Genomic DNA, 25,807 nt, shown 5'->3' with positions numbered 1-25,807 from the left:
TAATTTTTCGTGGCTTTTTTGTTTTAGATTTGTTTAAACAAAATCATGAAACGAACTTTATATTTTATATTCATTTTAATTTTCTGTTTATCAATTGTAAGCTGCAAAAAAGAGAAGAAAGCCGAACAGTCTTTTGAAAAATTTGTCATTGATAAAAATCTTCCACAAAATGACACTATTAAATTGTTATCAAAATATCCTGAACTGAAACTTTATAAAAAGGAAAAATTAGAAAGTAAAACTAGAACGGCTTATATTATTCAGACCACAGTTTTATTTCAAACCGATAAATATAAATGCAACGCTGTTTCAAAAAATGACACCTTGGAGATTTTACTTAATAACAATAATGGCCTTTATGGAAATGGAGTTTTAATCAAAGTATTTGATGATCATTTTTTCATTAAAGATATTGACCCTAAAACCTTACATGGCGAAATAAAATTTATGAAGACGAAACCTGTTTATCAAAAATTAGTGCTTAATAACAATAGTTTTCAGAAAAACGACACTGTTTATGGTTTTATAGATTATAATACAAAAGTAGAAAATTTCACAAAAGATTTCATAGGATATTTTAGAGCTTTAGTAAAATAAAATTACTCGGAATATTGATTTTTCTTAATTTTGATTTGTTAGTTAACTACCCCGTCTTTTTGTTTCACAAAAATCCACCCCTTCAAGGAAGGAGAATTTAATAAAACTAAAATTATGACAGAAAGTATAAAATCATTATTCACAAGAGATTTAAATCAATTAAAAAAAGAAATAGAAGCCTATCAAAACGAAGAAAACATCTGGAAAATTGATAAAAACATTCTCAATTCTGCAGGAAATTTAGCGCTTCATTTGGTTGGAAATATCAATCATTTTATTGGATCAATATTGGGAAATTCAGGGTATGTAAGAAACAGAGAGCTTGAATTTTCATTAAAGAATGTTCCGAGAACGGAATTGATTGAGAAAATTGAAAAAACCATTGAGGTGATACATTCTTCACTTGATAAAGTTTCTGAGGAAGATCTAAAAAAAGAATATCCTATTGAAGCTTTAGGCTATAAAATGACTACAGAATATTTTCTGATTCATTTGTTTGGGCATTTGGGTTATCATTTGGGGCAGATCAACTATCATAGGAGGTTGTTGGATGTTGAGTGATTTTTTAAAAACTATTTATTATTTAACCACCCCGTCAAAAATTCTTGCGAATTTTCGCCACCCCTCCAATGGAGGGGAATTTTGCGGCTGTTATATTATTTATCTTTTTCTTCGAACAACATTTTTGTAATAAAATCTTTCTCGCCTTTTCCTCTTGCCGGAGAATATTCTCGGCCATAGAAAATAATCTGTAAGTGAAGTTTATTCCAAAACTCTTCTTTCCATAATTTTTTTGCATCTTTCTCAGTTTCTACGACATTTTTTCCGGAAGTGAGCTTCCATTGCGTCATCAGTCTGTGAATGTGCGTATCGACGGGAAAAGCAGGAAATCCAAAGCCCTGACTCATCACTACAGAAGCTGTTTTGTGCCCCACTCCTGCCAATTCTTCAAGTTCTTCATACGTTTGAGGGACAATCCCGTTATGTTTTTCCAAAAGTTGCTCTGCCATTTTTTTCAGATTCTTAGCTTTTGTATTAGAAAGTCCGATTTCTTTGATGAGTTCTTTAATTTCAAAATCCTCCAGTTTAGCCATTCTTTGCGGTGTTCCTGCTACAGCGAAAAGTTCGGGAGTTACCTCATTTACCTTCTTATCAGTAGTTTGTGCAGAAAGGGCAACAGCAACCATTAGAGTATAAACATCTGTATGATCTAAAAAAATAGGAACAACAGGATATAACTTTTCTAATTCTTCCTGAACGAGTGCGGCTCTTTGCTTTTTTGTCATTTAACCATTAAATTTGAACAAAAATAAATCATTATGCTGAAAGTTGGAGACCAATTACCACAATTTGAAGGAATAAATCAGGACGGAGAAACAATTAATTCTGAAAAGTTACTCGGAAAAAAATTAGTTATTTTCTTTTATCCGCAGGCGAACACTCCAACCTGTACTGTAGAAGCGTGCAATTTGAGCGATAATTATTCGCAATTGGAAAAAGCAGGATTTCAGCTTTTAGGGATCAGCGGAGATACTGTAAAAAAGCAAAAGAACTTTCACAGCAAATTTGCCTTTCCTTATGATTTGATTGCCGACGAAAATCGTGATATCATCGAGAAATTCGGGGTTTGGCAGGAGAAAAAAACTTTTGGTAAAACTTATATGGGAATAGTGAGAACTACTTTTATTTTCGATGAAAAAGGAATTTGCACGAGAGTTATTGAAAAGGTGACTTCTAAAACGGCCGCAGCACAGATTTTAGAATAAATTTAAACACAGATTTTCACGAATGTTTTCACTAATTTCATAAATATTTTGTGTTTTTTCCTGAAAACATTTGTGATTTTAGTATTTCGTTATTCTGTTTCGTAATACATCAACTCTTCATCTTCATTGGGAAGCGTTACATATTTTTGGAATTTTAAACCTAATCTTTCGATTAATTTTTGAGAAGAAAAATTGTCTTTTGAGGTAATGGCAGAAATTTTATTTAAGCCAAAATTATCCATACCGACAGATTTTATTTTTTGAGAGGCTTCAAACATTAAACCTTTACCTTCAAATTTTTCAAGGACAGAAAACCCGATATCTGCAACGTCTAAACCTTCTCTTTCGAAAATTCCCACACTTCCGATTTTCTGATTTCCTTCTTTTAAAACAAGAATATAATTTCCGAAACCAAGCTTTTCAATTTGTGGTAAAAACTTGGATTTAATGTAATTTTCGGCATCAGAAAGAGAATTGATGTGCTTATTTCCAATAAACTTTATAAAATTAGGCATATTATAAAGCTGAAAAATAATATCAGCATCATCTACAGAAACAGGTCGAATTAAAAGCCTTTCTGTTTCGTAGAAATTATTTTCTTTTTTTGGCGGGTTGTTTTTTTGGGTCATCTTTAGGTTCTTCTTTCTTTTCTATTTTTAAAAGACGTGGATTATTTGTACAGTTTTTAGTATAAACCTCGATGTATGTTCCGTTATCTTTAATATTCGAAACTACACCAGTAGATTTATTAACCGTTAATGTAAAATGTGTTTTCTGATAAGGACACTCTTTTGAGGTAATTTTCCCAAGATCTAAGTAATAATTTGTAGCATCTGTATAATAATTGGCAGCAACATCCACAAATTGCTCATCGATTAAATAACCATCTAAAACAGCAGACAATGCAGCTTCTTCGGCGTTATCAACCTTTCCGATAAACTCTTTTAATTCCTTTAGATCTGTTAAATAACTTATTTTGCCTCCTACAGAAGAAACAATATAATAAAAACTTTCTTCACCCGGTCTGAAATTAAATCCAACAAATTGAGGAAGATAATCCTGCTTAGTTCCCGAGACTTTTACTTCCCTATTTTTGCCATATTTGTTATTAACCAATACCCAAAAATCAACTTTGCTATTGGGAACAATTTTTCCCAAAACGGTATCAATATTTGAGAATTTTTTCTTTTCCTGAGAAAAAACAGAGATTCCCAAAAAGAAAAAAAGAAAAGTAAGTGTTGTAATTTTTTTCATAGTTTGAAATACGGACAGAAACTATGCCAATATTTACATAAATTTCTCTCCTTTTTTAAGGCTTTTTAAATCTAAAACGTATTCTTTAATCTGCTGATCATGCTCTCTTGGGCAGATTAAAAGTACTTTATCTGTATCTACAACGATAAAATCTTTTAAACCGTCTATCACAACTGCCTTATTATTTTTCACATGAATAATATTTCCTGTAGAATCGTAAGTAAGCGCTGTTTTGATATTGACTGCATTTTCATTTTCGTCTCTGTCGCTGTTTTCGAAAACCGAAGTCCAGGTTCCGAGATCGCTCCAGCCTAAATCAGCTGGAATTACATATACATTTTTAGCTTTTTCTAAAATCCCGTTATCGATTGATATTTTTTGAATTTTAGGATAAATAAGTTCTATACAGCTTACCTCAGCTTCGGCATTGTATTCGCAAGCCATAAACTGCTGAGTCATATCCGGAAGAAACATATCAAAAGCTTTATGAATAGATTTTACATTCCAGATAAAAATTCCTGCATTCCAAAGGAAATCTCCGCTTTCAAGGAAACTTTTGGCAATTTCAAGAATAGGTTTTTCCGTAAAAGTTTTAACTTTATAATAGTCTGAATCTTTTTTCTCTACAAATTGGATATATCCGTAACCTGTATCTGGTCTTGTTGGTGTAATTCCTAAAGTCACCAAGTAATCATGAGTAGAAGCAATACTGAAAGCCAATTCTACTTTCTCTAAAAAAACGTCTTCTTTTAAGATTAAATGATCTGCAGGAAGCACAATCATTGTAGCATCAGGATTAATTTCAGCAATTTTATTTGCCATATAAAGATTACACGCAGCCGTATTTTTCATCAAAGGTTCGCCCACTACATTATCCTCAGGAATTTCTGGTAATTGCTGATGAGAAAGCGCTACATACTCTTTGTTGGTAATTACAAATATGTTTTCTTTAGGAATAACCTTACTGATTCTGTCATAAGTCTGCTGAATCATGGTACGACCCGTTCCTAAAATATCCTGAAATTGTTTGGGAAATTTCTGTGTGCTCAGAGGCCAGAATCTACTACCGATTCCTCCCGCCATAATCACACAGTATTTATCTGATTTTGACATATTTAACTGCATTTTTTAACTCTCGCCAAAGGTTTGAAAGCATACTTTCTTCCTGTAGCCAGATTCATACAAAGATAGTTTTTTTTAATCAGACCCTCCAATAAATACTTTTGTTCCCTATAGATGAAGTTTTCGCCCTTTTTAAGCTTCTCAATAAAAACCTCATCATCATTCTGATTATCAATATGAAAATATTTTACAAGATCCGGGCTCGCCATAAAATTTGCTTTTGGAGACCGTGAAAACTTAGTCATAATCGGCTTCAGATCTTCATCGTAAACATCCACGCTTTCCAAAAGCATTTCTCTGAAAGTATGTTTCCATTCGTTCCCGTGTGGAGCAATTCTTCTTCCGAATTTTTCGAAGGCAATAAGATGCGCCAATTCGTGGGTTAATACGAAAAAGAAAAGCTGAGGAACTAATGTAGAATTGATGGTAATTTCGTGCGAATTATCCCTCAACTTACGATAGTCTCCAAGTTTTGAATTTCGATTTTTAGTAACTTTTATGTGAATATAATAATCTGAAAACCATTTCTGTAAATACGAAAGTGTATTTTGAGGCAAATATTTTTCTAAAGACTGAATAGACATTTTACAAAGTTAGCGGAATACCTGAATAGAAATTCAATAGTTTAAGACTGAAAAGATAATTAAATTTCGCTTGTTGAACCGAGCCTTGCGCATTGGCAAAATTGTTTCGGGCAATATTTAAATCATAAATTGTGGTACGACCCGCTGCATAACTTTTATCTGCAAATTCCATAGCCAATTTTGTGCTTTTTTCGGCCTCTACTGCTGCAAGATACACTTCATAATTAGCATCTGCGTCAAACTGAGCTTGCTGAACACTTTGCCTTACAGTTTGTTTTTGCTGTTCTAAAGTAGTTTTAGCAATATTTTCATTAATTTTTGACTGCTCTACCTGAAGTTTGGTAATTCCTTTATTGAAAATAGGAATATTTAAACTGATCCCACCTTGCTGCCCAAAGTTATCTTTGTACTGCTGGAAAAAACCAGGCTCTTTGGTGGCATTTCCAAATTGGTCATACCCTGCATTATCTGTATTCAATAAATTCCTATAAAAAGTTCCAACCCCTACACTCGCAGTAAGCGTAGGCCAAAATGCTGTTTTAGTAACTTCTGTTTGAGCTTCTGCAGATTTTATTCTGCTTTGTGCTGCTTTTATTTGGGGTTGATTTTCGTAGGCTAAATTTAAAACATCATCTACAGAAAATAATTGAGGAGTTAATTTATCATCAACTTCCACATCTTCCACATCAAAATCTTTGTAGTCTTTTAACTGAAGCAATTGTGCCAAAGCAAACAGACTTCTTCCTACATTGATTTCGGCTGTCTTTAAATTTTGTTTTTCTCTTGCCCAAGCTGCTTCTGCTTCTGCAACAATTGTTTGAGCCGTTGTACCTACTTCTGTAGTTATTTTTGCTCTATCAAATTGTTTTTTTGCATTGTCTACCGCGCTTTGAGAAATTTTCACAATCTCTTTGTTGAGCAAGGTTGTTAAGTATTGCTGAGCAATCTGAAGCGAAATATCATTTTTAATGGTTTCAATATCATATTGACTTGCCTCTACATCAAACTGAGATTTCCTGATTGTTTTTTCAAGCCTTCCATTATTGTAAATTAAAATATCAGCTCCAATGTTTGCCGAATTACTGAATTGATCGTTTCGAATACTTGTGGTTCCTAAAGAAGCCTGCCCGAAACTGACATTATTTCCCATGCTCGCATTTACCGAAGGAAGGTAATTTCTCTGGGCAATTTTAAGATTAGAATCCTGAATCTGTTTTGAATATTCATTCTGAATCACCTGAAGATTGTGCTTTACTGCGTAGTCTACACATTCACGCAAAGACCATTTCTGCTGAGCATTTAATCCTATAAAGGCTAATCCCAAAACAACCGTCAAAACTTTTTTCATAAGGAAATATTTAATTTTTTTTCAAATGGAACCGTTATTTTCAATTTATTTTTTCGGTGAAAAAGCTTCCAAATAACGATTTCAAATTGGCTTTATTCAAATTAGACGTAAAGATTGCAAAAAAGTTACAGATTTAGAAAATTATTGTTTCATTTTAATGAAAGTTTTGAGAATTTTGCACCATGACAAACGCACAATATCAGGAAGCTGTAGAATGGCTTTTCGTTCAGGCGCCAAACTATCAGATAGATGGACAAAAAGCATACAAACCAGGACTTGGAAATATTACAAGGCTCTGCGCTTTTTTTGATAATCCGCAAGACAAAATAAAATGCATTCACATTGGAGGAACCAACGGAAAAGGATCTACCAGCAATATGCTTTCCTCGGTTCTTCAGGAGGCGGGTTACAAAACAGGATTATATAACTCTCCACATCTTATTGATTTCACAGAAAGAATTAAAGTTAATGGTAAAAATTGCGATAAAGAGTTTGTCTATAATTTTATTTTAAAATTAAAAAAGCTTCCTGAAGATATCCTGCCCTCTTTTTTTGAGTTTACCACAATTATGGCGTTTGAATATTTTGCTCAACAAAATGTAGACTTTGCCATTATTGAAGTCGGTTTAGGTGGAAGATTAGATTCAACCAATATTATTCAGCCTTTGGTTGCAGCGATTACGAATGTTCAACTCGATCATCAGAATATCTTAGGAAATACCATTGAAGAAATTGCTTTCGAAAAAGCAGGAATTATAAAAACAGATACGCCGATTATTTTCGGAGATGATAATGAAATCGTAAAAAACATTATTAAAGACAAAGCAACTAAAGAAAACGCACCATTTATTGATGCTACTGTTTTAAAAACTGAGCTAAAATCAGATTTGAAAGGAAATTATCAAAATAAAAACATTAAAGTTGTTTTAAGCTTAGTTGAAGAATTAAGAAAATTAAATTACAGTATTTCGGATAAAAATATCAAGAACGGACTTTTAAACGTTCATCAAAACACCGGATTTATCGGTCGTTGGTTTGAATTTTCTCAAAACCCTTTGACGATTTGCGACACTGCGCACAATCAGGCTGGCTTAGAATCGGTTTTTGAGCAATTAAATTCTATTGAAAAGCACAAGCACGTTGTTTTAGGTTTTGTCAATGACAAAAAAATAGATGATGTAATGGGCTTACTTCCTGAAAATTCTAAGTTTTATTTTGCAAAACCATCCATCAACAGAGGAAGATATCCTAAAGACTATGAAGATTTATTAAAAAAATCAAAAATAAATTATAAAATTTTCGATTCAGTACAAGAAGCGTATCTTTCTGCAAAACAAGAATGTACAAATGAAGAAATGATTTTTATTGGCGGAAGCAACTTTGTAGTTGGAGATTTTTTAGAAAAAAATTTGGAGATTTGCGAATAAGTCGTATATTTGCACCACTCTAAACAACGGCAACGTTGAAGAGGGCGATTAGCTCAGTTGGTTCAGAGCATCTGGTTTACACCCAGAGGGTCGGGGGTTCGAATCCCTCATCGCCCACAAAAAGGAACGAAACCTTTCAAAAAAATCGGGTTCTTAGCTCAGTTGGTTCAGAGCATCTGGTTTACACCCAGAGGGTCGGGGGTTCGAATCCCTCAGGACCCACAGAAATCTCTCTTTTTTAAGGGAGATTTTTTTGTTTTTATATTATTTCATTTTTTTCAGCAATAAAGCTAATTTGTAAATATCCAAGTATTTTATTTTTGGATTCTCCGACAATAGATTTTTGAGAATCATCTTTTTAAGAAGCTTTTCATACAAAAAGATAAGAGTTTTGCCAAAACCAGCATTTCTTATGTTTCTAGCCACACGAAAGACTTTAATATCTTTAATGTATTTTTCATTTTCTACATCTTGAGAAAGCTGAAATAATGAACTGATTGCTGTTTCTGTCTTAACTAAGAAAGTTTCATTAGAAGTATCATCAATATGTATTACTGGATTATTTATTGCAGAAAATTTTACATGAGCCAGCTCCATTTTTTTTGCGAATACATAATCTTCATAACCATAATGAGCCAAAGTCTCATCAAAAGAAAACTTCCTAAAGGTTTCTCTCTGAATAATAAAATTTACGGTTTTAAAAACAGAAAAATCTAATGTTCGATCACCCGAAAAAATTTCTCTTTCTACAGAATATCTATTTCGTAAGGTTTTTGAGTAAGAATGATCAATTTTGAAATTGCCATAAATAACCTTAACTTCCCTATCCTGCTTTATTTCTTGTAAATAGTTTTTAAGGAAATCAGTGTCATCGATTTTAACATCACAATCTAAAAAAAGCAGATAATCTCCTTCTGTATGCTTTAAAAATAAATTTCTGATTTTAGATCTCCCGATATTCTTTTCAAGGAAAATAAACTGGTTTGCATAAGTCGAAGCTTCTTTATAAATCTCACTGAAGCTGTCGTCTGAAGCATCATCAATAAGAATAATTTCGGCATCAATTTGATTAATTTGAATTTCTGCTCTAAGAGCAATAACCAGATTTTTTACATCAAAATTATAAACCGGAATGCAAACAGAAATCTTCATTCTGTTAAATTTTTTCTATAATCTGTTGTACGTTGATTTCTTCCAAACATGCCCAATCACCACGGTAACATTCTTTATCACCAAAAACCGAACAAGGCCTACAGGTAAGATCATTAATCTGAACCACGTCATTCTCGCTTTGTCCGAAACCTAAAAATCCGGCATAAGGATGAGTTGCTCCCCAAATTGAAACACAACGAGTCCCAACAATACTGGATAAATGCATATTAGCTGAATCCATCGAAATCATTACTTCAAGTTGAGAAATTCTGTTCAATTCTTCTGAAAGATCCAGTTTACCTGCCAAACTTTCCGTATTTGGAATTTGTCTTTCCCAATTTTCGAGAGTTTCTGTTTCTTTTTTTCCGCCTCCAAAAAAGTAAACTTTATGTTTTTCTGCTAAAATTTTTACGAGTTCAAAAGACTTCTCTAAAGGAAGCATTTTTCCTTTATGTTGAGCAAATGGTGCAAAACCAATTCCTGATTTTTGATTGGATTTTGGTCTTAACTGATGCGAAAGTTCAACTTTAAAACCCATATCCCGAAAAACATCTGCATAACGTTCTACCGTTCTTTTCAGCTGAGTTTTATCTAAATTCCAAACATTGGTTAGGTTTTCTTTTTCCTCTTTTCCTTTGTTAATTTTAAAAACCCTTAAACCTTTTCTCACATAAAGTTTATCTAAGATTTTAGACCGGATAACATCATGTAAATCAGCAATATAATCTGGATGATATAATTTTAATAATTCTTTACCCAGCCTTCTTATTCCGAGAAAGCCTTTATAATCATCAAGGTCAATCCCATGAAAGATAACATTCGGAATATCAGCAAATAAGCTCTCAAAATTATTTCGTGAAACCATCACAATTTCAACTTCAGGATTTTGTTCTAAAAACTCCCGAAAAACTGGTACTGTCATAGCGACATCACCAAAAGCGGAAAAACGGTATGCTAAAATTCTGGTCACAACTAAGATTTCAGTTGGTATGCGACTGCATAAAATTTAATTTGCTTGGTCATCGCCATCAATCCGTTGGCTCTTGAAGGAGACAAAAATTCCTGCAATCCAATTTCAGAAATAAATTCAAAATCAGAATCAAGAATTTCCTGAGTAGAATGACCGCTGTAAATGCTTACCAGCAAAGAAACGATTCCTTTTGGAAGAATTCCGTCAGAATCTGCATTGAAAAATAGTTTTCCATCTTTAAATTCAGCATCAATCCACACCTTGCTTTGGCAACCTTTGATTAAGTTTTCATCGGTTTTCTTGTCATCCGGAAGACCTTTCAGTTCTTTACCCAAATCTATGATGTATTCATATTTCTGTTCCCAGTCTTCAAGAAATGCAAATTCGTCGATTATTTCCTGCTGTTTTTCTTTAATGGTCATTTCTATACTTTCTTTCCGCAAAGATAATTAATTTAAAAAAGATAATTTAAAACTGATTTTATCTGAAAATGAATTATACTTTTTGATTTTAAACGCAAGTTTAGACAAATATTTTTCTCAACAATTTATGATAAACAAAGGCGCTTCGCTTATTTTCGAAATACTATTTTGTTTTACATTGATAAGTGAAACGGCTTGGTTTAACTTTAAAAACGAGATATTTTTATTGAAACTTTGTTTGACTTTGCGATAAAAAATAAAATCAAAAAGATGCTTTTTCAAAAACTTCCAATAATTTCACTTCTTCATTTTCCCAACAAAGAATTTCGGAAGCTTTTTTCAGTTCAGATTGATAGTTTTTTCTTCCTTTATCTAAAACTAAATGTATTGCTGCAGCTATATTTTCGGGTTGATGATTTTTGATAATTTCGCCAACATCAAACTGATTTTTAATATTCAGCATTTCAGGAAGTGGAGATAAAATTAAAGGAACTTTAGCCTGAATACAATCTAAAACCTTATTAGGAAGTGAAAACTCATAGCTTTCGCCGCCATTTTCTTCGATGCTCATACCAACATCTGCTGTTAATGTGATTTTCCTTAAATCTTCTGGGAGCAATTTTCCTAAAAACTGAACTTTATCCTGAAGACCTTCTTTTAAAACCAAATCTTCATATTCTTTCTTTTTAGGGCCGTCACCAGCAATTTTAAAAATCACATTTTCGAGGTGATGCATTGCCAAAATGGCTTTATCAATACCGCGAAAAGGATTAATGGCTCCTTGATATAAAAATATTTTCGGATTATTTTCGAGAATTTCTATTGAAAAATCAATTTTTCTTGGCGTATTCTGAACAACGGTTGGATTGATTCCGTATTTATTCTGAAACCATTTTGCATAGCTTCCGCTTGCCGTGATCATGAATTTTAAATTCGGAACAATTTTATTCTGCAGATAACGCCACAATTTTTGAGACATTTTTCCCTGAACAGCCGGCATTTCAGAAAAAATTTCGTGACTGTCAAATATTAAAGGAATATTTAATTTTTCAGCTAAAAGATAATTGGGCAGCAAAGCATCCAAATCATTGGCATGCAGAATGGTATTTTGATCTGCTTTTCCGTAAAGTTCCCAATAAAGCTTCCAGTTAAATTCAAAATAGGCAGTTTTTAAGGTTTTAGAAACAATATTTATTCTTGAAAAATTGTATGGTCGGGTCATTGCTTCTTCTCCACCCCAATCATTTCCTATTAACTCAATTTCATACCCGTTTTCATACAGTGTCTTGCAGACTTTTTCGATTCTTTGGTCGGTATAAAGATTACTGAATGCAGAAATTAATATTTTTTTTCGAGCCATTATTTCTTCTTTGAAATCAATAAATGATATATCTGCACAAAACAAATAATTCCGTTGGGAATAATAACCGGCCAAAGCATTCCACTGAAAACTCCATAGATGACAAAACAGAGACAACCTATACAGTTAACAATCCTTATTTTGGTTAAATCTTTTAAAATGAAACTCAAAACGATAAAAACTGAAGCAGCATAGCCAATATAATTGATAATCTCAGGACTCATGGGGAATATTTAAGGACAACAAACTTAGTCATTTTCAATAAGATAAAAAATATTTTTCTGCCATAAAGTCATTAATTGTTTTTTGGTAAAATATTTGTAATTTAGATATTGAATATAAAGCAATTCTGCTTTTATTCTAACGAGATATATTATGGATTATAAGTTTTCACAAGGTTTGAGCCAAGTGTTCAAGCAAAGCAAAAATGAAGCTAAGCGTCTGAAAAGTGAATTTCTTAATACAGAACATCTACTTTTAGGTATTATAAAAACAGAAAACTCTGCAAAAGAAATCCTTCAAGGGCTTAATGCCGATTTAACACAGATCAGAAGAAAAATTGAAACTTTAAATACAGCAAGTCTAAATCCTATTTCTGAGGAAGCCACCAATATTTCATTCACCAAAATGGCAGATCATTCCATTAAGCGTGCAGAATTAGAGTGCAGACAATACAAAAGCAACGAGATTAATACCGTCCACTTGCTTTTGGGCATTTTATATAAATATGAAGACCCTACTTCAAGTATTTTAGGAGCTTATGATATTGATTATGAAGGAGTTTCAAGAGAATATCAAACAATGCTTAAAAATTCGGGACAGGCACCTCAGAATTCGGCTTACGATGATGATGATGACAGAGAAGAATTTGAGCAGATGAGAAAGCCTACAGGAAATTTAGGTTCTTCAAAAAGTAAAACTCCAACCTTAGATAATTTTGGTAGAGATCTTACTTCTTTGGCAAGAGACGGAAAATTAGATCCTGTTATCGGTCGTGAGAAAGAAATAGAAAGAGTTTCACAAATTTTATCAAGAAGAAAGAAAAACAATCCGTTGTTGATTGGTGAACCGGGTGTTGGTAAATCTGCCATCGCTGAAGGTTTGGCTTTAAGAATCCAGCAGAAAAAAGTTTCAAGAGTTCTTTTTGGTAAAAGAGTAATCACTTTAGATTTAGCGAGTTTGGTTGCCGGAACAAAATACCGTGGTCAGTTTGAAGAAAGAATGAAAGCCATCATGACGGAGCTTGAAAAGAACCGTGATGTCATTTTATTTATTGACGAATTACATACCATTGTTGGTGCGGGAAGTTCTACAGGAAGTTTAGATGCTTCCAATATGTTTAAACCTGCTTTAGCAAGAGGCGAAATTCAATGTATTGGTGCCACAACTCTTGATGAATACCGTCAGTATATTGAGAAAGATGGAGCTTTAGAAAGAAGATTCCAGAAAGTAATGGTGGAGCCAACTTCTATCGATGAAACGATTCAGATTTTGAATCAGATTAAGGATAAATATGAAGAACACCACAATGTAGTTTACACAGAGGAAGCAATTTTGGCTTGTGTCAATTTGACATCAAGATACATTACAGACCGATTCTTGCCGGACAAAGCGATTGATGCGATGGACGAAGCGGGATCTCGTGTTTACATTAAAAACATGAAAGTTCCTACTGCCATTATCGATTTTGAAAAGAAAATTGAAAACATCAAAGAATTAAAACAGAAAGCTGTAAAAGCACAAGATTATCTGGAAGCAAGAAAGCTGAAAGACGAAGAAGAGCGTTTACAAATGGAATTGAATTCCGCCCAAGATCAATGGGATAAAGATGTAAAAGAGAAAAAAGAAACCGTATCTGAAGAAAGTGTTGCAGAAGTAGTTTCTATGATGAGCGGCGTTCCTGTAACAAAAGTTGGTAAAAATGAGCTAGATAAATTAGCCGGAATGGATAATAACCTGAATGGAAAAGTTATCGGACAAGAAGATGCTGTGAAAAAGGTAGTGAAAGCTATCCAAAGAAACAGAGCCGGACTGAAAGATCCAAACAGACCAATCGGAACATTCATCTTCTTAGGAACAACCGGTGTGGGTAAAACTGAGCTTGCAAAAGTAATGGCAAGAGAACTCTTCGATTCTGACGAAGCATTGATCAGAATTGATATGAGTGAATATATGGAGAAATTTGCAGTTTCTAGATTGGTTGGTGCGCCTCCAGGATATGTTGGATATGAAGAAGGTGGTCAATTAACTGAAGCGGTTAGAAGAAAACCTTATGCAGTTGTTCTTTTAGATGAGATTGAAAAAGCGCATCCGGATGTATTCAATATCTTGTTGCAAATCTTAGATGAAGGTCATGTAACAGACAGTTTAGGTAGAAAAATTGACTTTAGAAATACAATTATCATCCTTACTTCAAACATCGGAACAAGAGACATCAAAGACTTTGGTGATGGTGTAGGTTTTGGAACAAATGCGAAGAAAACATCTTCAGATTCAAGAACAAGAAGTACAATTGAAAATGCGCTTAAAAAGGCATTTGCTCCGGAATTCCTGAACAGAATTGATGATATTGTGATCTTCAACTCTCTTGAAAGAACTGATATTTCTAAAATTATCGATATTGAATTGTCTAAATTATATTCAAGACTTGAAAAATTAGGTTATAAAGTGGATTTAACTACCGAAGCCAAAGATTTCATCTCAGAAAAAGGTTGGGACAAAGATTTTGGGGCAAGACCATTGAAGAGAGCTATTCAGAAGTATATTGAAGATCTATTGGCAGAAATGTTGGTCAACAAACAATTAACTGAAGGCGAAACGGTAACTTTAGATGTAAATGAAGCTAAAGACGGATTAGAAGGAAAAACACAGAAGACAAAAAAGTCTGCTGAGAAATCTTCTTAATAGTCAACTTTTAAAATAAATAATGAAAGCATCGGGAAATTCTCGATGCTTTTTTGTTTTATGTTGAACTTTCTCCCACAGATTGCAGTGATTTTCATAGATTATTCTGTTAAAAGATCTGCTTAATCAGCAAATCCGCGAGAATATAATTTAAAGATTTAGATTTCTATTCTCAATCATCAGTGAAAATCCGTGAAATCTGTGGGAAACCTTAAAGTCCAACCACAAAGCCGACACTAGGAATCAATCCGCCAGAAAAAACACTACTATTTTCTTTATACAAAACATTGTACATCAAACCAATCTGCATAAAAGAATTATTCCCGATCTGCTGCATATAACCACCGCCTAAATATAAAGCAGTCTCTTGCTGATTGTCTTTGAAATCGTAATATTTGTCTTCATAATTGATGAAAAAATGTTGCAGATTTCCACTCACAAAGAAAGATCTTGCAAAATAATAATTGACAAAAGGACCAAAACCAAACATCGTAGATTTATAAAAATCTGAAGTCTGCCAGGAAACACTTCCAATTAAACCCGCTTCCAAATCATTTGTCAGTCGATATCCCACTCTTGGTGCAACCTGAAGATTAAAATAAGAATTGCTTCCGAAACCAACACCTAATCCTCCACCGAAAGTCCATTTATTGGTTTCAGCAGTGGGTGTTCCTATTGCAACTTGGGAAAATGCTAATCCGAAAATAGGGATGAGTGAAGAAATAAATAGTTTTTTCATATTAAATATTTTTTTGGTGAACACTTAAACAACGATTTCGTGCTACTATCGTTTTTATCGATGTATAAAATTATCATTTTTTTTGTGAATAGGATTATCGTAATTTTGCGGCTCAACTAAGAACTCCCGTTAAGAGTTTCGTAAAATTGAATATATGAAAGTAGTAGTAGGTCTCTCCGGAGGCGTAGATTCGAGTGTTACAGCGTATTTGCTGCAACAACAAGGGCATGAAGTGGTTGCTCTTTTTATGAGAAACTGGAATGATGCTTCGGTAACTTTAGAAGACGAATGTCCTTGGATCGAGGACAGTAATGATGCTTTAATGGTTGCCCAAAAATTAGGAATTCCGTTTCAGGTGATCGACATGAGCGAACTTTACAAAGAGCGCATCGTTGATTATATGTTTGATGAATATCAGAAAGGACGAACTCCCAATCCTGATGTTTTGTGCAACAGAGAAGTAAAATTTGATGTTTTTATGAAAACGGCAATGTCTTTAGGTGCGGATAAAGTGGCGACAGGACATTACGCAAGAGTAGATTCTACTTTTGATGAAAACGGAAAAGAAATCTTTCATTTGTTGGCAGGAAAAGACAACAATAAAGACCAGTCTTATTTTCTTTGTCAGCTAAATCAGGATCAATTGTCAAAAGCATTGTTCCCAATTGGTGAACTGACGAAACCCGAAGTAAGAGAAATTGCCAAAGAAATTGGTTTGGTAACTGCAGATAAAAAAGATTCTCAGGGACTTTGTTTTATCGGAAAAGTAAGTTTACCACAGTTTTTGCAGCAGCAATTGGTTCCAAAAGAAGGTGAAATTGTAGAGATTTTCAAAGATTCTCCCCTTTTCGCACAAGAAACGCCAAGTTTTTCATCTAAAGAGGAAGAATTAGAATTTTTAAGCCAAAAAATTAATTATAAAAAAGCTGACGGAAAAGTAATCGGAAAGCATCAAGGTGCTCAGTTTTTCACGATCGGACAAAGCAAAGGGCTAGGAATCGGCGGACATAAAGAAAGTTGTTTTATCGTATCGAGAGACATGGAAAACAATATTATTTTCGTTGGCGAAGGTCATAGCTTTCCGGGATTGCATAAAAAAGCACTAAAGATTGATAATTCTGAGTTACATTGGGTTCGCAAAGATCTAAGATTAAAAAATGGAGAATCGATGGACGTGATGGCGAGATTCCGTTACAGACAAGAGCTTCAGAAAGCTACAATTTATCAGTTTGAAAATAGTTTCTTTGTGGAATTTGAAAAACCTCAATCTGCGATTGCTGAAGGGCAATTTGCAGCTTGGTACATTGATGATGAATTGATTGGAAGCGGCGTGATTTCGTAATTTAATATTGAATTATTTTTAACGCAAAGATTTAATTTTTAAGCCTATTATTTTAGGGAGCTAAGAATGGCGACAAGTCGCTGATGAAGCTTGAATATAGCCAACACCTTTGTTCCTTAAAAAGAAAATTTGCATTAAAAGCGGTTAACTCGCATTCGGTTTAATATAAAAGTTTTCTGTAACATATTTCAGATTGTGATACTTACTCAGTAAATAACAATTAAAAATATTTATCATGAAAACGACTTTAAAAAATCAGTACGCTTACGTCAACCAAATTTTAATTGCGGTAGTTTCTTCAACTTTAGGATACAATCTTTATCAGGAAATTGTACATCCAGAAAATTCAAGATTAACGATAAGCATTATTTTGGTAGTTTTAACTTATATTTTGGTTGAAAAATATGGTTATAAACCGGAAAAAGAAATTCAGAAATAAATTAAATAGAGGTTTGAAGAGATTCAGACCTCTTTTTTTATAAGATTTAGTTTTTAAGTAAAGTTAATTAACCAACCAATCTTTAAAATCTTTTACCCTTTCACGGCTCACTGTAATTTCTTCTTTTGGCTGAAAATTGAGCTCCACTTTATAATTGGGCGAAGTATGAATATTTTTGATGTAATCTGAATTGATAATAAACTGCCTGTTGACACGGAAAAACTTCTTATCATCAAGCACATCTGTTAATTCATCTAAAGTAAATTCTGAAGGATAAACCCGATCCTGAGTCTGCAGATAAACAATTTTATTTTCACTGAAAAAACAGCTGATTTCCGGGGTCTGTACGATCTTCAGATTATAACCGATCTTTACCAAAATTCTCGACAGAATCGTTTTTTCCTTTTTAATTAATTGCTTAATTTCTTGCGAGTTAACCGATTTATCTGAAGGAATAAATGATTTGAATTTTTCAATAGCTCCGGAAAGATCTTCCTCCATAATAGGCTTCAAAAGATAATCGATGCTGTTGAGTTTAAAAGCCTTCAACGTGTATTGATCAAAAGCCGTGGTGTAAATAATAAAAGCTTTTGTAGAGATTTTTTCAAAAATATCAAACGAAAGACCGTCTCCTAAAACGATGTCTGAAAAGATAAGTTGCGGATGCTCATTCTCGGCAAACCAGCTTACTGCTTCTTCCACAGATTCCAGGTTGGCAACCAATTGCAAATCAGGAAAAAGACTCAACATTCTTTCTAATTTTCTTGCGGCAGGTTTCTCGTCTTCGATGATGACCGTTTTAATCATTACTTGGCTTTTAGTTTAATTTTAAATAAAAATAATTAAATCTTTTTAGTTTTAAAAATTAATTGGCTTTTTCGATTTTTTAAGTTCTTCTTCCAGAATCTGATTTTCCCATTCAGAATCAAATATAAACAGATTTACAGCTTTCACTCCTAAAATGATTGCCCATATTGTCAGAATAAACCATCCTTGAAAATTATGATCTGTCCCATTATATTTCATAAAGTTTCTAATCAGAATAAATCCTGCAACGATTGCAAACCACATACAGTTTTTGTAGAATGATTTCAGTTTTTTTACTCTTTGTTGTGCGCTATTATAGTCCATTGTATTAATTTTTTAATGATTATTATTTAAAGTGATTTTGAATTTAATCTTTCCTGCTCCATCAATTCTTTTATTTTTTTCTCTTCCCAGTTTTTACCTATTCCAAAAATACTTACAGCGTGTAACGCAAGACCCAATCCCCATCCCAACATTGGCCAATAAAACCATAAGTGATTTGGCGCTGTCATTAGATTTAAAATCAATAAAAAAGGAATAACCAAGCAATATGAAGTAAGATTACCATAAAATCCTTTTAAGTCTTTTACTCTTTTTGCTGCTTTTCTGTACGCTAAGTTTTCTTTGTTTAATGATAGATTTTCCATGATCTTTTATTTTTAAAATTAATATTTGTTTGTTTTCTTGAGGCAAATTTAGGTCAAGAATCAACCTCAAATCAACTTTATATTACTGAACCGTGGAAAATATCGACTGAACAGCAAAAATCCCGACTCAACTGAAATCGGGAATTTACTTTATTTGTTAAAGTTTTTTTTACCGCAAAAAGTGATAGAAGAAATGATTGAAAAAAGGTATTTTAAAAGTTCATAAAAGACAGAGCTTTCATTTCTCGTTTTGCTAACATTTGAATAGCTTATAACTCTGTAAAATTTTTCCACGCAAAGATTTTAATTTCTAAGCTTATTATTTTAAGGAGCAAAGAATGGCGACAAAGTCGCTGATGAAGCTTGAATAAAACGAAAACTTCATAAAAATCAATTTATTGATTCATCTTTGCTCCTTAAAAATAAGGTTTATGAAAATCAAACTTTGCGTTAAAAAGATAAAACACTTATAATAAATCACTTATACTTATTATTTAATCTACATTGAAGTTAATAAATAAACGGAATCAGCTTTTTTGTTTTTTGTTTATATTTTAAATATTCATTTCCGAATTGCTGAATTAATACCTGTTCTTCAATTTTAATTCGATATGAAAATGCTAAAAATACCGGTACAAAAGCAATAAACAGAGAGAGCCAGTTATTTAGAAATAATCCTAAACCCAAGAACGTAAGAAGCGCAAACGAATAAGAAGGGTGTCTTACCAATCTGTAAAAACCTTCTTTTTTAATCTGATGATTTTCTCTAATTGAAACATCTACCGTGAAAAATTTTCCGAGAGATTTAATGATGATCCAACGGAAAATGACTCCAATCACAATTAAAAACTCACCTAAGTATAAAATCCAATATTGGTTTCTGATAGGAAAAGAAGTAAGATTAGAAATGGTTACCGCCGTAAAAACCGACGGAATAATCACTACCCACAAAATATTGAGTGTAGATTTATCTTTCTTTTGGTCTTTCGTTTCTGATTTAAATTTTTGCTTGTAATAAATTTCGCTTAAAAACCATGCAGCAATCGAAACGTAAAAAAGCAGATATAATGCATTCATTCTATTTATTTTTATCCATTAATTCTTTGATCTTCTTCTCTTCCCATTTTTTTGCAAAGTTAAATTTAGGTAAAAAAACAAACAATACATGAGCCAAAAGACCTACTCCCCAAAACACAGCCGTAATGAAATTTTTAAACTGAAAATAGCTCTCATTTGGTTTTAAATTGATGTAGTTATAATAAACAATCAAAAGGTTTACAGCTACGTAAGAAAATAAATGCCCGTAGAAACCTCTCAATCTTTCTACCTGTCTTTTTGCCTGTTGATAATTGATATCATTTTCGTCAAATTTTTCCATGATTTCTATTTTTTCTGTTTATCCATAATTTCCTGAATCTTTTTTTCCTGCCAAGATGTCCCGATTCCAAATACCTGAAATGCGTGAGAAGCCACACCAACACCCCATCCTAAAAGCGGCCACCAAAACCAATAATAATGATTTTGAGTATAAAAATTCACAAAAATAAGGAAAGGAATAACCGTGCAATATGAAATAAGATTCCCATAAAAACCTTTTATTTCTTTTACTCTTTTCTTAGCTCTTTCATAAGCTTTATCCTGGCTTTTTGCATCAACCTTTTCAGTATTTGGTTTTTCAGATAAGATCGGAAGTTTTACTTTAAAATAATCTTCAGATTTTTCAATAAAAACATTTTTTTTCGTCAATAAAGAATAGCGTTGTACAATGTTTGCCAAACCTATTCCTGCACTTTCTTTGATCTGTTCACGGATTTGCAGATTATTTTCTATGCATAAAGTACCTCCTTCCGTAAAAATTCTGATCAGCAAAGGTTTTGAAGATGTTGCCAGATTATGTTTGATGCAATTTTCCAAAAGCAATTGCAGAGAAAGCGGAACTACAAATCGTCGTAAATCATTTTCTTTTACATCAAAAATAAAATTAACACTGTCTTCAAATCTTGTTTTCAGTAGACCGCAATAAGTTTTTGCAAATTCTATTTCGTCTTCAATCGTCACCAATTCTTTATCTTTCTGCTCCAAAACGTATCTGTAAATCTTTGACATTGAAGCAGTAAACTTCTGAGCCTGGCTAGGATTTTCATCGATCAACGAGCTTAAAACATTTAAAGAATTAAATAAAAAATGCGGATCAAGCTGGTTTTTTAAACTTTCAAATTGGGCATTGGCAGATTTTGCGATTAATTTCTGCTCAACCACTTCTTTTTTGGAAGATCTTTTAAGTTCTTCCATAAAACTTTTAGCGTGTAGAAAAGCCGAAATCAGCAAAGCAACATTCACCATAAACCAATTGATAAAATTGTATTTTCCTGAGAAAAATGCTTCTGTTGTAGCTACTTTTTGAATAACAACAAAGTTGATGTAGTTGCAGAAATACACCAAAATAAAATTGGCAATAAGAATTGAAACAATGCTTAAAATCGCTCTTTTGGTTGTCGCTTCAGACCAAGGAACATTTTTGTTGAGAAAGCTATTAATCAAGCCATTTCCAGTTCCTATCAAAAAAGAATACATCACTGAAATAAATAAGGTAAGCGAGAAATTCTCAAGATTTTTTTCTTTCGTCGAAAGGAAAAAGAAAATCAGAGTAGTTGCCAAAGACACCCAAAATAATATGATAAAATCTTTACGTTTCATTGGTTAATTTATACTTCAAAATTAGCTTTTATTAAACTCTGTGAAAATTTTTTCTCACTGAAAGGTTACTTTTCTATTCCGAACTGTAATAAAAAGTTCTGAAATCTTAAAAACCCTTTCAGCATTAGAAATGTTGAAAGGGCTAATTAATATCTCGCAGATTAGGCAAATTTTGCAGATTTTTTTTCTTTTATTTATCTGCTTAATCTGTAAAATCTGCTAGAAATATAACATTTAATTGTAAGTTAAAAGATTCGCGATTACTTTGTCGGCTGATTGATAAAATATTCCGCTTCTCCTTTTCCCCAATTCGGGCTCAAATTTGTTTTTGGTTTAAAAGAATTAAATTTTTCCAAAGCAGTTTTAAACATTTCCATTCCTTTTGTTTTGCTTCCTCCGTATTGCTCCGGTGTAAAATAAATATCTTCCGCTTTTATAAGCGTTACTCTTGGATTAGCTGGGTCAAATTTTTCAGCTTTCGTAAGTTCTTCCTGAGCTTTCACTCCAAAAGTCATGTATCTTTCCTGCGGATTGACCATCATTTTCAATGAATAAACCATTTTTTGAAGCAAATGAATCTCAGAATTTTCTTTTTCAATACTTTCTGCGACATCAATAAATTTTTGAGCCTGATCTGCAACAATATCCATATCCTGCATTTTTCCTTCTCTCATCAATACTCTTCCTTTTTGGATGTAAGAAAAAGCAGCATAATAATTGGGTAGCCATTTTGTGGTTTCCTTATCGGCAATTCTCTGAAAATCGTTGGCTAAAACCTGAAAGTCTTCCCGTGTTTTGCAGGTTTCAATTTTTGCGATTTTCTCGGTCATTACTTTTTCATAATTAGCCTGAGCAAAAGATAATAAACTCATACAAGCTAAAGCAAAACTTAAAATGTATTTTTTCATAATTTCTAAATTGTTTAATGTTATTTTTTATTTGAAGTGAATTCGGGATAAGGATTTAAAATTATTAGTTATTTGAATTTTAGTTTTAATCGCAAAGTGAAACTAAGTTTTTTTATATTCTGATTTTTGATTTTTAAGATAAACTAAGCCGCTTCGCTTATTGAGGTAAAACAAAAGTAGTATTTCGTTGTTAAGTGTAACGCCTTTGTTTAACTTTAAATATTGAAAAATGTATTACTAAATCTTTGTTTCACTTTGCGGTTAAAAGAATTGTCGTTTAATTTTTTTAAGATATTATTAAAGATTATTATTGATCGCATCTTGCGTTTTATCTACTCCGAAACTGATAAACATCCCAACAAAAACAAAAGTATTGACGGGCGGAACAACTGCTGAACTTTGGCTTCCGTTTTGTGAAAAATTGTATCCGTAAACATTTTTAGTACCTAAAACATTTGAAATACTTAAAACGAAAATAGTAAATGCTTTTGAGTCTTTTTTACCAAGATTCGGAAGATAATTAAAGCTTAAGTTCAGCGCGTTGTAATCTTTCAGTCTTCCTTGATTTCTTATAATATTGATATCATTTTGTGTCACGATGTCGTAATAAGGTCGTCCTTTTGCATAAGTGTAAGAAAGATTGACTCCGGTTTTCCATTCCGGGATAAATCTTTTGGCGACCACAGAAAGCGTGTGTTCAGCAGCAAAATTGGGCTTTAAACTTACCGGATAATTCAGGAAATCTCTTTTAGAATCCAGGAACGAATAACTGATCCAGTAATCGATGTTTTCAAATGTTTTTTTGTCTCTCCAAAATACTTCAAGTCCTTTTGCGAAACCATTTCCGTTGTTATTAAAAGCAGTTTGGACTTGTTGATTTTGACTGGAATTCGGAACAATATTCTGAGTTTTAATCAATTCATCATATTTTTTATAAAAAGCTTCAAACCTCAAGCTTCGTCCTTCTGTAGACCTTTGAACCTGAAAAATGTAATGCTGTGACTTTTGAAAACCTAAATTTGCAGATGAGTTAATATATTTACTTTCAGTATTTTGGAAGAACAATCCGTAAGCGAAAGAGGTGGTCCAATCTTTTGCCAGACGATAAGCCAAAGCAAAACGCGGTGCCAAATTATTTTTATTCAGATAAGAAGAGTTTTCGGCTCTTACTCCAATTTTTGCTGATAAATTATTGCTGAAACCTAAATCTGTTTCCACAAAACCTGAAGAAATCAAATCACGATAATTTTTATTGACTTCACCGAAGTTTAGTTTTTCATTGGCATAATTCAATTCAAATCCGCCTCGCAATGCACTTATTTTATTGATTTTTCTATCGATAACTGCTTTAAAATTGATATAATTTCCGTCATTTAATAATTCTGTTTTCTCCGATTCAGTTTGATTGGTTTCCGTAGAAAAATTTAAATCTGACTGATTGTAAGAATACGAAGCACTTGTATTGAAAAGATACTTCCCGAATTTTTGCTTGAAAGACAAGTTATGGTAAGTATTTTCACCTTTTAATCTCACTAAGGCGAAATCGTATCCGGGCTCTAAACTTTCGGTTTTTACGCCCATTTTATTAGTGTCAAACATTCCGTAGTATTTTAAAAATCCACCGGATTTTGTTTTGATCCTAAAATTTGCATCGCCATTAAAACCTCTTGGAGCATCAATAAAGTCAGTATTAAAGTTAAAAACTTCCTGCATTAAACCCAAATTAGAATATCCTAAACTTGCACCATAAGAATGATTTTTATTTTCACCTAATTTCTGGAAACTACCATTTAAAAATATGGGAGAAACCCCGAAATCATAAGAACTCTGGTCAGGAAGGTCTACACTTTCGAGCATCAATGCTCCGGAAAGAGCCTGCCCATACAAAGCAGAATATCCACCGCTCGAAAAAATATTTCCTTTGAAAAGAGAGGTGTTAAAACGGTCTCTTCCAGCAATTCCGGGAACCGAACTGGAAAAATAATTGTTGATTAGACTTCCATCCATAAAAATTTTGGTTTCGGTACCTGTTCCTCCACGAACGAATAAGCCTTCGGTTTCCCCCACTTTCTGAACTCCGGGAAGATAAGTTAAAGCTGAAGAAATTTGTCCGTCGGCTCCTGCTGTTGTGTAAATATCAATCGGCGTCAATAAAGCAGTTGCTCTTTTTCTGTCACTCGCTTCGATAGAACCTGCAGAAATCACGACTGCATCAATCTCGTTGATTTGTTCTTTTAATTCGGCATTTACGGAAATATCTTTATCTTCAATTAAAATCGGTTTCTGAATTTCATTGTATTTCGGATGAACAAAAGTCAAGACATGATTACCTTTTTCAGAAGTTTCGAAAGAGAAATTCCCGTCGGAATCTGTTGTTGCACCGTCGTAAGTGTCTTTTAATGTCACATTAATCTGGCTTATTCCTTTATTTTTAAAAGTCACCTTTCCTGTAATTTTTGTCTGAGAAAAACTCAGAGCAAAAGAGAAAAAAGAGATGAGAAATAATAGTTTTGTTTTCATAGCTGTTTTAATTCGAATCAAAAATAGGATGAATTTTAATGCCTTTAAATTTTTTGTTACTGAGCTGTAGAATTTGCAAACTGAATCGCTTTTTTTGATTTTTTAATTTAAAAGGACTGCTTTTATAAAACGTAATATTCATTGAAAGCAAATGTAAAAGTCTCTTGTAAACCCATTTCGGTATCAAGATTGTTACTATGTATTAAATAATTTCAAATCATAAATGGTTCTGAAATTGTTTATTAAATTTATCGTCACAACATTTAAATATTAATTTATGAAACTACAAACATTAACATTATTAGCCAGTTGCGCTTTATTTGCAGCATCATGCAGTTCTAGTAAAACCTACAACGTTCTGGCAAAAAGCGGAACCGAAACAGGCGGAACGGCAAAATTTACTCAAAACGGAAATGAAGTGGTTATGGATCTGGAAGTAACGAATCTTACACCGGGAATTCATGCGGTACACATTCATGAAAAAGGCGATTGTTCCGCTCCGGACGCGACTTCTGCAGGCGGACATTGGAATCCCGGTAAAAATGATCACGGAAAATGGGGTTCTGAACACTTCCACATGGGAGATATCGGAAATCTGGAAGCCGGAACTGACGGAAAAGCAAAATTGACTTTTAAAACTGATAAATGGTGTTTAGACTGTGTAGATGAATCTAAAAACATTATCGGCAAAGGAATCATCATTCATGCTGATAAAGACGATTTTATGACGCAGCCAACAGGAAATGCGGGCGGAAGAGTGGGTTGTATAGAAATTAAATAACTTCTCTATTCTTAACAAAAA

28 protein-coding genes and 2 tRNA genes are annotated in these 25,807 nt (G+C 32.9%); 10 read left to right on the top strand and 20 right to left on the bottom strand.

The genetic code is table 11. The features are described from left to right. The first annotated feature begins 45 nt into the window (after positions 1 to 45). The gene (locus OEW74_RS01300) at positions 46 to 597 is read left to right on the top strand and encodes a hypothetical protein (RefSeq protein WP_265426763.1); all 552 of its coding nucleotides are present in this window, start codon (positions 46 to 48) and stop codon (positions 595 to 597) included. Positions 598 to 711: 114 nt separating this feature from the next. Further along, positions 712 to 1,158, top strand: coding sequence for a DinB family protein (locus OEW74_RS01295; protein ID WP_265426762.1), 447 nt, complete (start codon positions 712 to 714; stop codon positions 1,156 to 1,158). A 95-nt stretch (positions 1,159 to 1,253) separates the two neighbouring features. On the opposite strand, the gene OEW74_RS01290 is transcribed toward OEW74_RS01295, so the two are convergent. Further along, on the bottom strand, positions 1,254 to 1,883 hold the full coding sequence (locus OEW74_RS01290; protein WP_079463471.1) for an endonuclease III domain-containing protein: 630 nt from the start codon (positions 1,881 to 1,883) through the stop codon (positions 1,254 to 1,256). A 33-nt stretch (positions 1,884 to 1,916) separates the two neighbouring features. Here OEW74_RS01290 and bcp point away from each other — a divergent pair, with 33 nt between their 5' ends. Next, entirely contained in the window at positions 1,917 to 2,363 is a 447-nt protein-coding gene (bcp, locus tag OEW74_RS01285) for a thioredoxin-dependent thiol peroxidase (RefSeq protein ID WP_265426761.1), read from the top strand. Positions 2,364 to 2,452: 89 nt separating this feature from the next. On the opposite strand, the gene OEW74_RS01280 is transcribed toward bcp, so the two are convergent. From OEW74_RS01280 to OEW74_RS01260, 5 genes are read right to left on the bottom strand one after another with little or no spacing between them, the layout of a single operon-like run. Continuing rightward, a complete protein-coding gene (locus tag OEW74_RS01280) occupies positions 2,453 to 2,992 on the bottom strand; it encodes a GNAT family N-acetyltransferase (RefSeq protein WP_265426760.1) in 540 nt (179 codons plus the stop codon). Then, positions 2,955 to 3,617 (bottom strand): hypothetical protein, encoded by a 663-nt coding sequence (locus OEW74_RS01275; RefSeq protein ID WP_265426759.1) that lies wholly within the window; start codon positions 3,615 to 3,617, stop codon positions 2,955 to 2,957. Before OEW74_RS01275 ends, OEW74_RS01280 begins: the two co-directional genes overlap by 38 nt. Before the next feature lie 33 nt (positions 3,618 to 3,650). After that, positions 3,651 to 4,730: a mannose-1-phosphate guanylyltransferase gene (locus OEW74_RS01270; RefSeq protein ID WP_265426758.1), complete on the bottom strand. Its 1,080-nt coding sequence runs from the start codon at positions 4,728 to 4,730 to the stop codon at positions 3,651 to 3,653. A 2-nt stretch (positions 4,731 to 4,732) separates the two neighbouring features. Beyond that, positions 4,733 to 5,323, bottom strand: a complete 591-nt coding sequence (locus OEW74_RS01265; RefSeq protein WP_265426757.1) for a SprT-like domain-containing protein — start codon at positions 5,321 to 5,323, stop codon at positions 4,733 to 4,735. A gap of 1 nt (position 5,324) precedes the next feature. Next, positions 5,325 to 6,671, bottom strand: coding sequence for a TolC family protein (locus OEW74_RS01260; protein ID WP_265426756.1), 1,347 nt, complete (start codon positions 6,669 to 6,671; stop codon positions 5,325 to 5,327). A 182-nt stretch (positions 6,672 to 6,853) separates the two neighbouring features. Between OEW74_RS01260 and OEW74_RS01255 the strand changes: the two genes are divergently transcribed. The 3 genes from OEW74_RS01255 to OEW74_RS01245 all read left to right on the top strand — a co-directional run bounded on the left by OEW74_RS01255 (position 6,854) and on the right by OEW74_RS01245 (position 8,320). Then, positions 6,854 to 8,098 carry a bifunctional folylpolyglutamate synthase/dihydrofolate synthase gene (locus OEW74_RS01255; RefSeq protein ID WP_265426755.1) on the top strand — a complete coding sequence of 415 codons (1,245 nt, stop codon included), beginning with the start codon at positions 6,854 to 6,856 and terminating at the stop codon, positions 8,096 to 8,098. Positions 8,099 to 8,140: 42 nt separating this feature from the next. Continuing rightward, positions 8,141 to 8,215: transfer RNA gene (locus OEW74_RS01250), tRNA-Val, on the top strand. A 30-nt stretch (positions 8,216 to 8,245) separates the two neighbouring features. Beyond that, a tRNA-Val gene (locus tag OEW74_RS01245) sits at positions 8,246 to 8,320 on the top strand. 42 nt (positions 8,321 to 8,362) lie between these two features. Here the strand turns inward: OEW74_RS01245 and OEW74_RS01240 are convergent. From OEW74_RS01240 to OEW74_RS01220, 5 genes are all read right to left on the bottom strand, one after another. After that, the gene (locus OEW74_RS01240) at positions 8,363 to 9,250 is read right to left on the bottom strand and encodes a glycosyltransferase family 2 protein (RefSeq protein WP_265426754.1); all 888 of its coding nucleotides are present in this window, start codon (positions 9,248 to 9,250) and stop codon (positions 8,363 to 8,365) included. Positions 9,251 to 9,254: 4 nt separating this feature from the next. Next, the gene (locus OEW74_RS01235) at positions 9,255 to 10,220 is read right to left on the bottom strand and encodes a glycosyltransferase family 9 protein (RefSeq protein WP_265426753.1); all 966 of its coding nucleotides are present in this window, start codon (positions 10,218 to 10,220) and stop codon (positions 9,255 to 9,257) included. A gap of 2 nt (positions 10,221 to 10,222) precedes the next feature. Further along, a complete protein-coding gene (locus OEW74_RS01230; protein WP_175623311.1) occupies positions 10,223 to 10,642 on the bottom strand; it encodes a SufE family protein in 420 nt (139 codons plus the stop codon). 262 nt (positions 10,643 to 10,904) lie between these two features. Then, on the bottom strand, positions 10,905 to 12,002 hold the full coding sequence (locus tag OEW74_RS01225; protein WP_265426752.1) for a glycosyltransferase family 4 protein: 1,098 nt from the start codon (positions 12,000 to 12,002) through the stop codon (positions 10,905 to 10,907). Further along, positions 12,002 to 12,226 (bottom strand): uroporphyrinogen decarboxylase, encoded by a 225-nt coding sequence (locus tag OEW74_RS01220; RefSeq protein WP_265426751.1) that lies wholly within the window; start codon positions 12,224 to 12,226, stop codon positions 12,002 to 12,004. Before OEW74_RS01220 ends, OEW74_RS01225 begins: the two co-directional genes overlap by 1 nt. A gap of 151 nt (positions 12,227 to 12,377) precedes the next feature. Between OEW74_RS01220 and OEW74_RS01215 the strand changes: the two genes are divergently transcribed. Continuing rightward, the gene (locus OEW74_RS01215; RefSeq protein WP_265426750.1) at positions 12,378 to 14,906 is read left to right on the top strand and encodes an ATP-dependent Clp protease ATP-binding subunit; all 2,529 of its coding nucleotides are present in this window, start codon (positions 12,378 to 12,380) and stop codon (positions 14,904 to 14,906) included. A gap of 211 nt (positions 14,907 to 15,117) precedes the next feature. On the opposite strand, the gene OEW74_RS01210 is transcribed toward OEW74_RS01215, so the two are convergent. After that, the gene (locus OEW74_RS01210) at positions 15,118 to 15,645 is read right to left on the bottom strand and encodes a hypothetical protein (protein WP_265426749.1); all 528 of its coding nucleotides are present in this window, start codon (positions 15,643 to 15,645) and stop codon (positions 15,118 to 15,120) included. A 154-nt stretch (positions 15,646 to 15,799) separates the two neighbouring features. Between OEW74_RS01210 and mnmA the strand changes: the two genes are divergently transcribed. Both mnmA and OEW74_RS01200 read left to right on the top strand, forming a co-directional pair. After that, the gene (gene mnmA, locus OEW74_RS01205) at positions 15,800 to 16,987 is read left to right on the top strand and encodes a tRNA 2-thiouridine(34) synthase MnmA (RefSeq protein WP_265426748.1); all 1,188 of its coding nucleotides are present in this window, start codon (positions 15,800 to 15,802) and stop codon (positions 16,985 to 16,987) included. A 235-nt stretch (positions 16,988 to 17,222) separates the two neighbouring features. Continuing rightward, positions 17,223 to 17,426 carry a hypothetical protein gene (locus OEW74_RS01200; RefSeq protein WP_265426747.1) on the top strand — a complete coding sequence of 68 codons (204 nt, stop codon included), beginning with the start codon at positions 17,223 to 17,225 and terminating at the stop codon, positions 17,424 to 17,426. Between the two features lie 63 nt (positions 17,427 to 17,489). On the opposite strand, the gene OEW74_RS01195 is transcribed toward OEW74_RS01200, so the two are convergent. From OEW74_RS01195 to OEW74_RS01160, 8 genes are all read right to left on the bottom strand, one after another. Continuing rightward, positions 17,490 to 18,233 (bottom strand): LytR/AlgR family response regulator transcription factor, encoded by a 744-nt coding sequence (locus tag OEW74_RS01195; RefSeq protein WP_265426746.1) that lies wholly within the window; start codon positions 18,231 to 18,233, stop codon positions 17,490 to 17,492. Positions 18,234 to 18,284: 51 nt separating this feature from the next. Next, positions 18,285 to 18,557: a 2TM domain-containing protein gene (locus tag OEW74_RS01190; protein WP_265426745.1), complete on the bottom strand. Its 273-nt coding sequence runs from the start codon at positions 18,555 to 18,557 to the stop codon at positions 18,285 to 18,287. A gap of 26 nt (positions 18,558 to 18,583) precedes the next feature. After that, positions 18,584 to 18,880: a 2TM domain-containing protein gene (locus tag OEW74_RS01185; protein WP_265426744.1), complete on the bottom strand. Its 297-nt coding sequence runs from the start codon at positions 18,878 to 18,880 to the stop codon at positions 18,584 to 18,586. 510 nt (positions 18,881 to 19,390) lie between these two features. Continuing rightward, positions 19,391 to 19,957 (bottom strand): methyltransferase family protein, encoded by a 567-nt coding sequence (locus OEW74_RS01180; RefSeq protein ID WP_265426743.1) that lies wholly within the window; start codon positions 19,955 to 19,957, stop codon positions 19,391 to 19,393. Between the two features lies 1 nt (position 19,958). Beyond that, entirely contained in the window at positions 19,959 to 20,258 is a 300-nt protein-coding gene (locus tag OEW74_RS01175) for a 2TM domain-containing protein (RefSeq protein WP_265426742.1), read from the bottom strand. 5 nt (positions 20,259 to 20,263) lie between these two features. Then, on the bottom strand, positions 20,264 to 21,577 hold the full coding sequence (locus OEW74_RS01170) for a 2TM domain-containing protein (protein WP_265426741.1): 1,314 nt from the start codon (positions 21,575 to 21,577) through the stop codon (positions 20,264 to 20,266). 260 nt (positions 21,578 to 21,837) lie between these two features. Next, complete coding sequence (locus OEW74_RS01165; RefSeq protein WP_265426740.1) at positions 21,838 to 22,485, bottom strand: hypothetical protein; 648 nt, start codon at positions 22,483 to 22,485, stop codon at positions 21,838 to 21,840. 297 nt (positions 22,486 to 22,782) lie between these two features. Then, complete coding sequence (locus OEW74_RS01160) at positions 22,783 to 25,005, bottom strand: TonB-dependent receptor (protein ID WP_265426739.1); 2,223 nt, start codon at positions 25,003 to 25,005, stop codon at positions 22,783 to 22,785. 277 nt (positions 25,006 to 25,282) lie between these two features. Here OEW74_RS01160 and OEW74_RS01155 point away from each other — a divergent pair, with 277 nt between their 5' ends. Next, complete coding sequence (locus OEW74_RS01155; RefSeq protein WP_115949404.1) at positions 25,283 to 25,786, top strand: superoxide dismutase family protein; 504 nt, start codon at positions 25,283 to 25,285, stop codon at positions 25,784 to 25,786. The last annotated feature ends 21 nt before the right edge of the window (positions 25,787 to 25,807 follow it).

This window comes from Chryseobacterium sp. YIM B08800 (assembly GCF_026163565.1).
Classification (GTDB): domain Bacteria; phylum Bacteroidota; class Bacteroidia; order Flavobacteriales; family Weeksellaceae; genus Chryseobacterium.
This window is presented reverse-complemented; position numbering and strand designations above follow the sequence as displayed.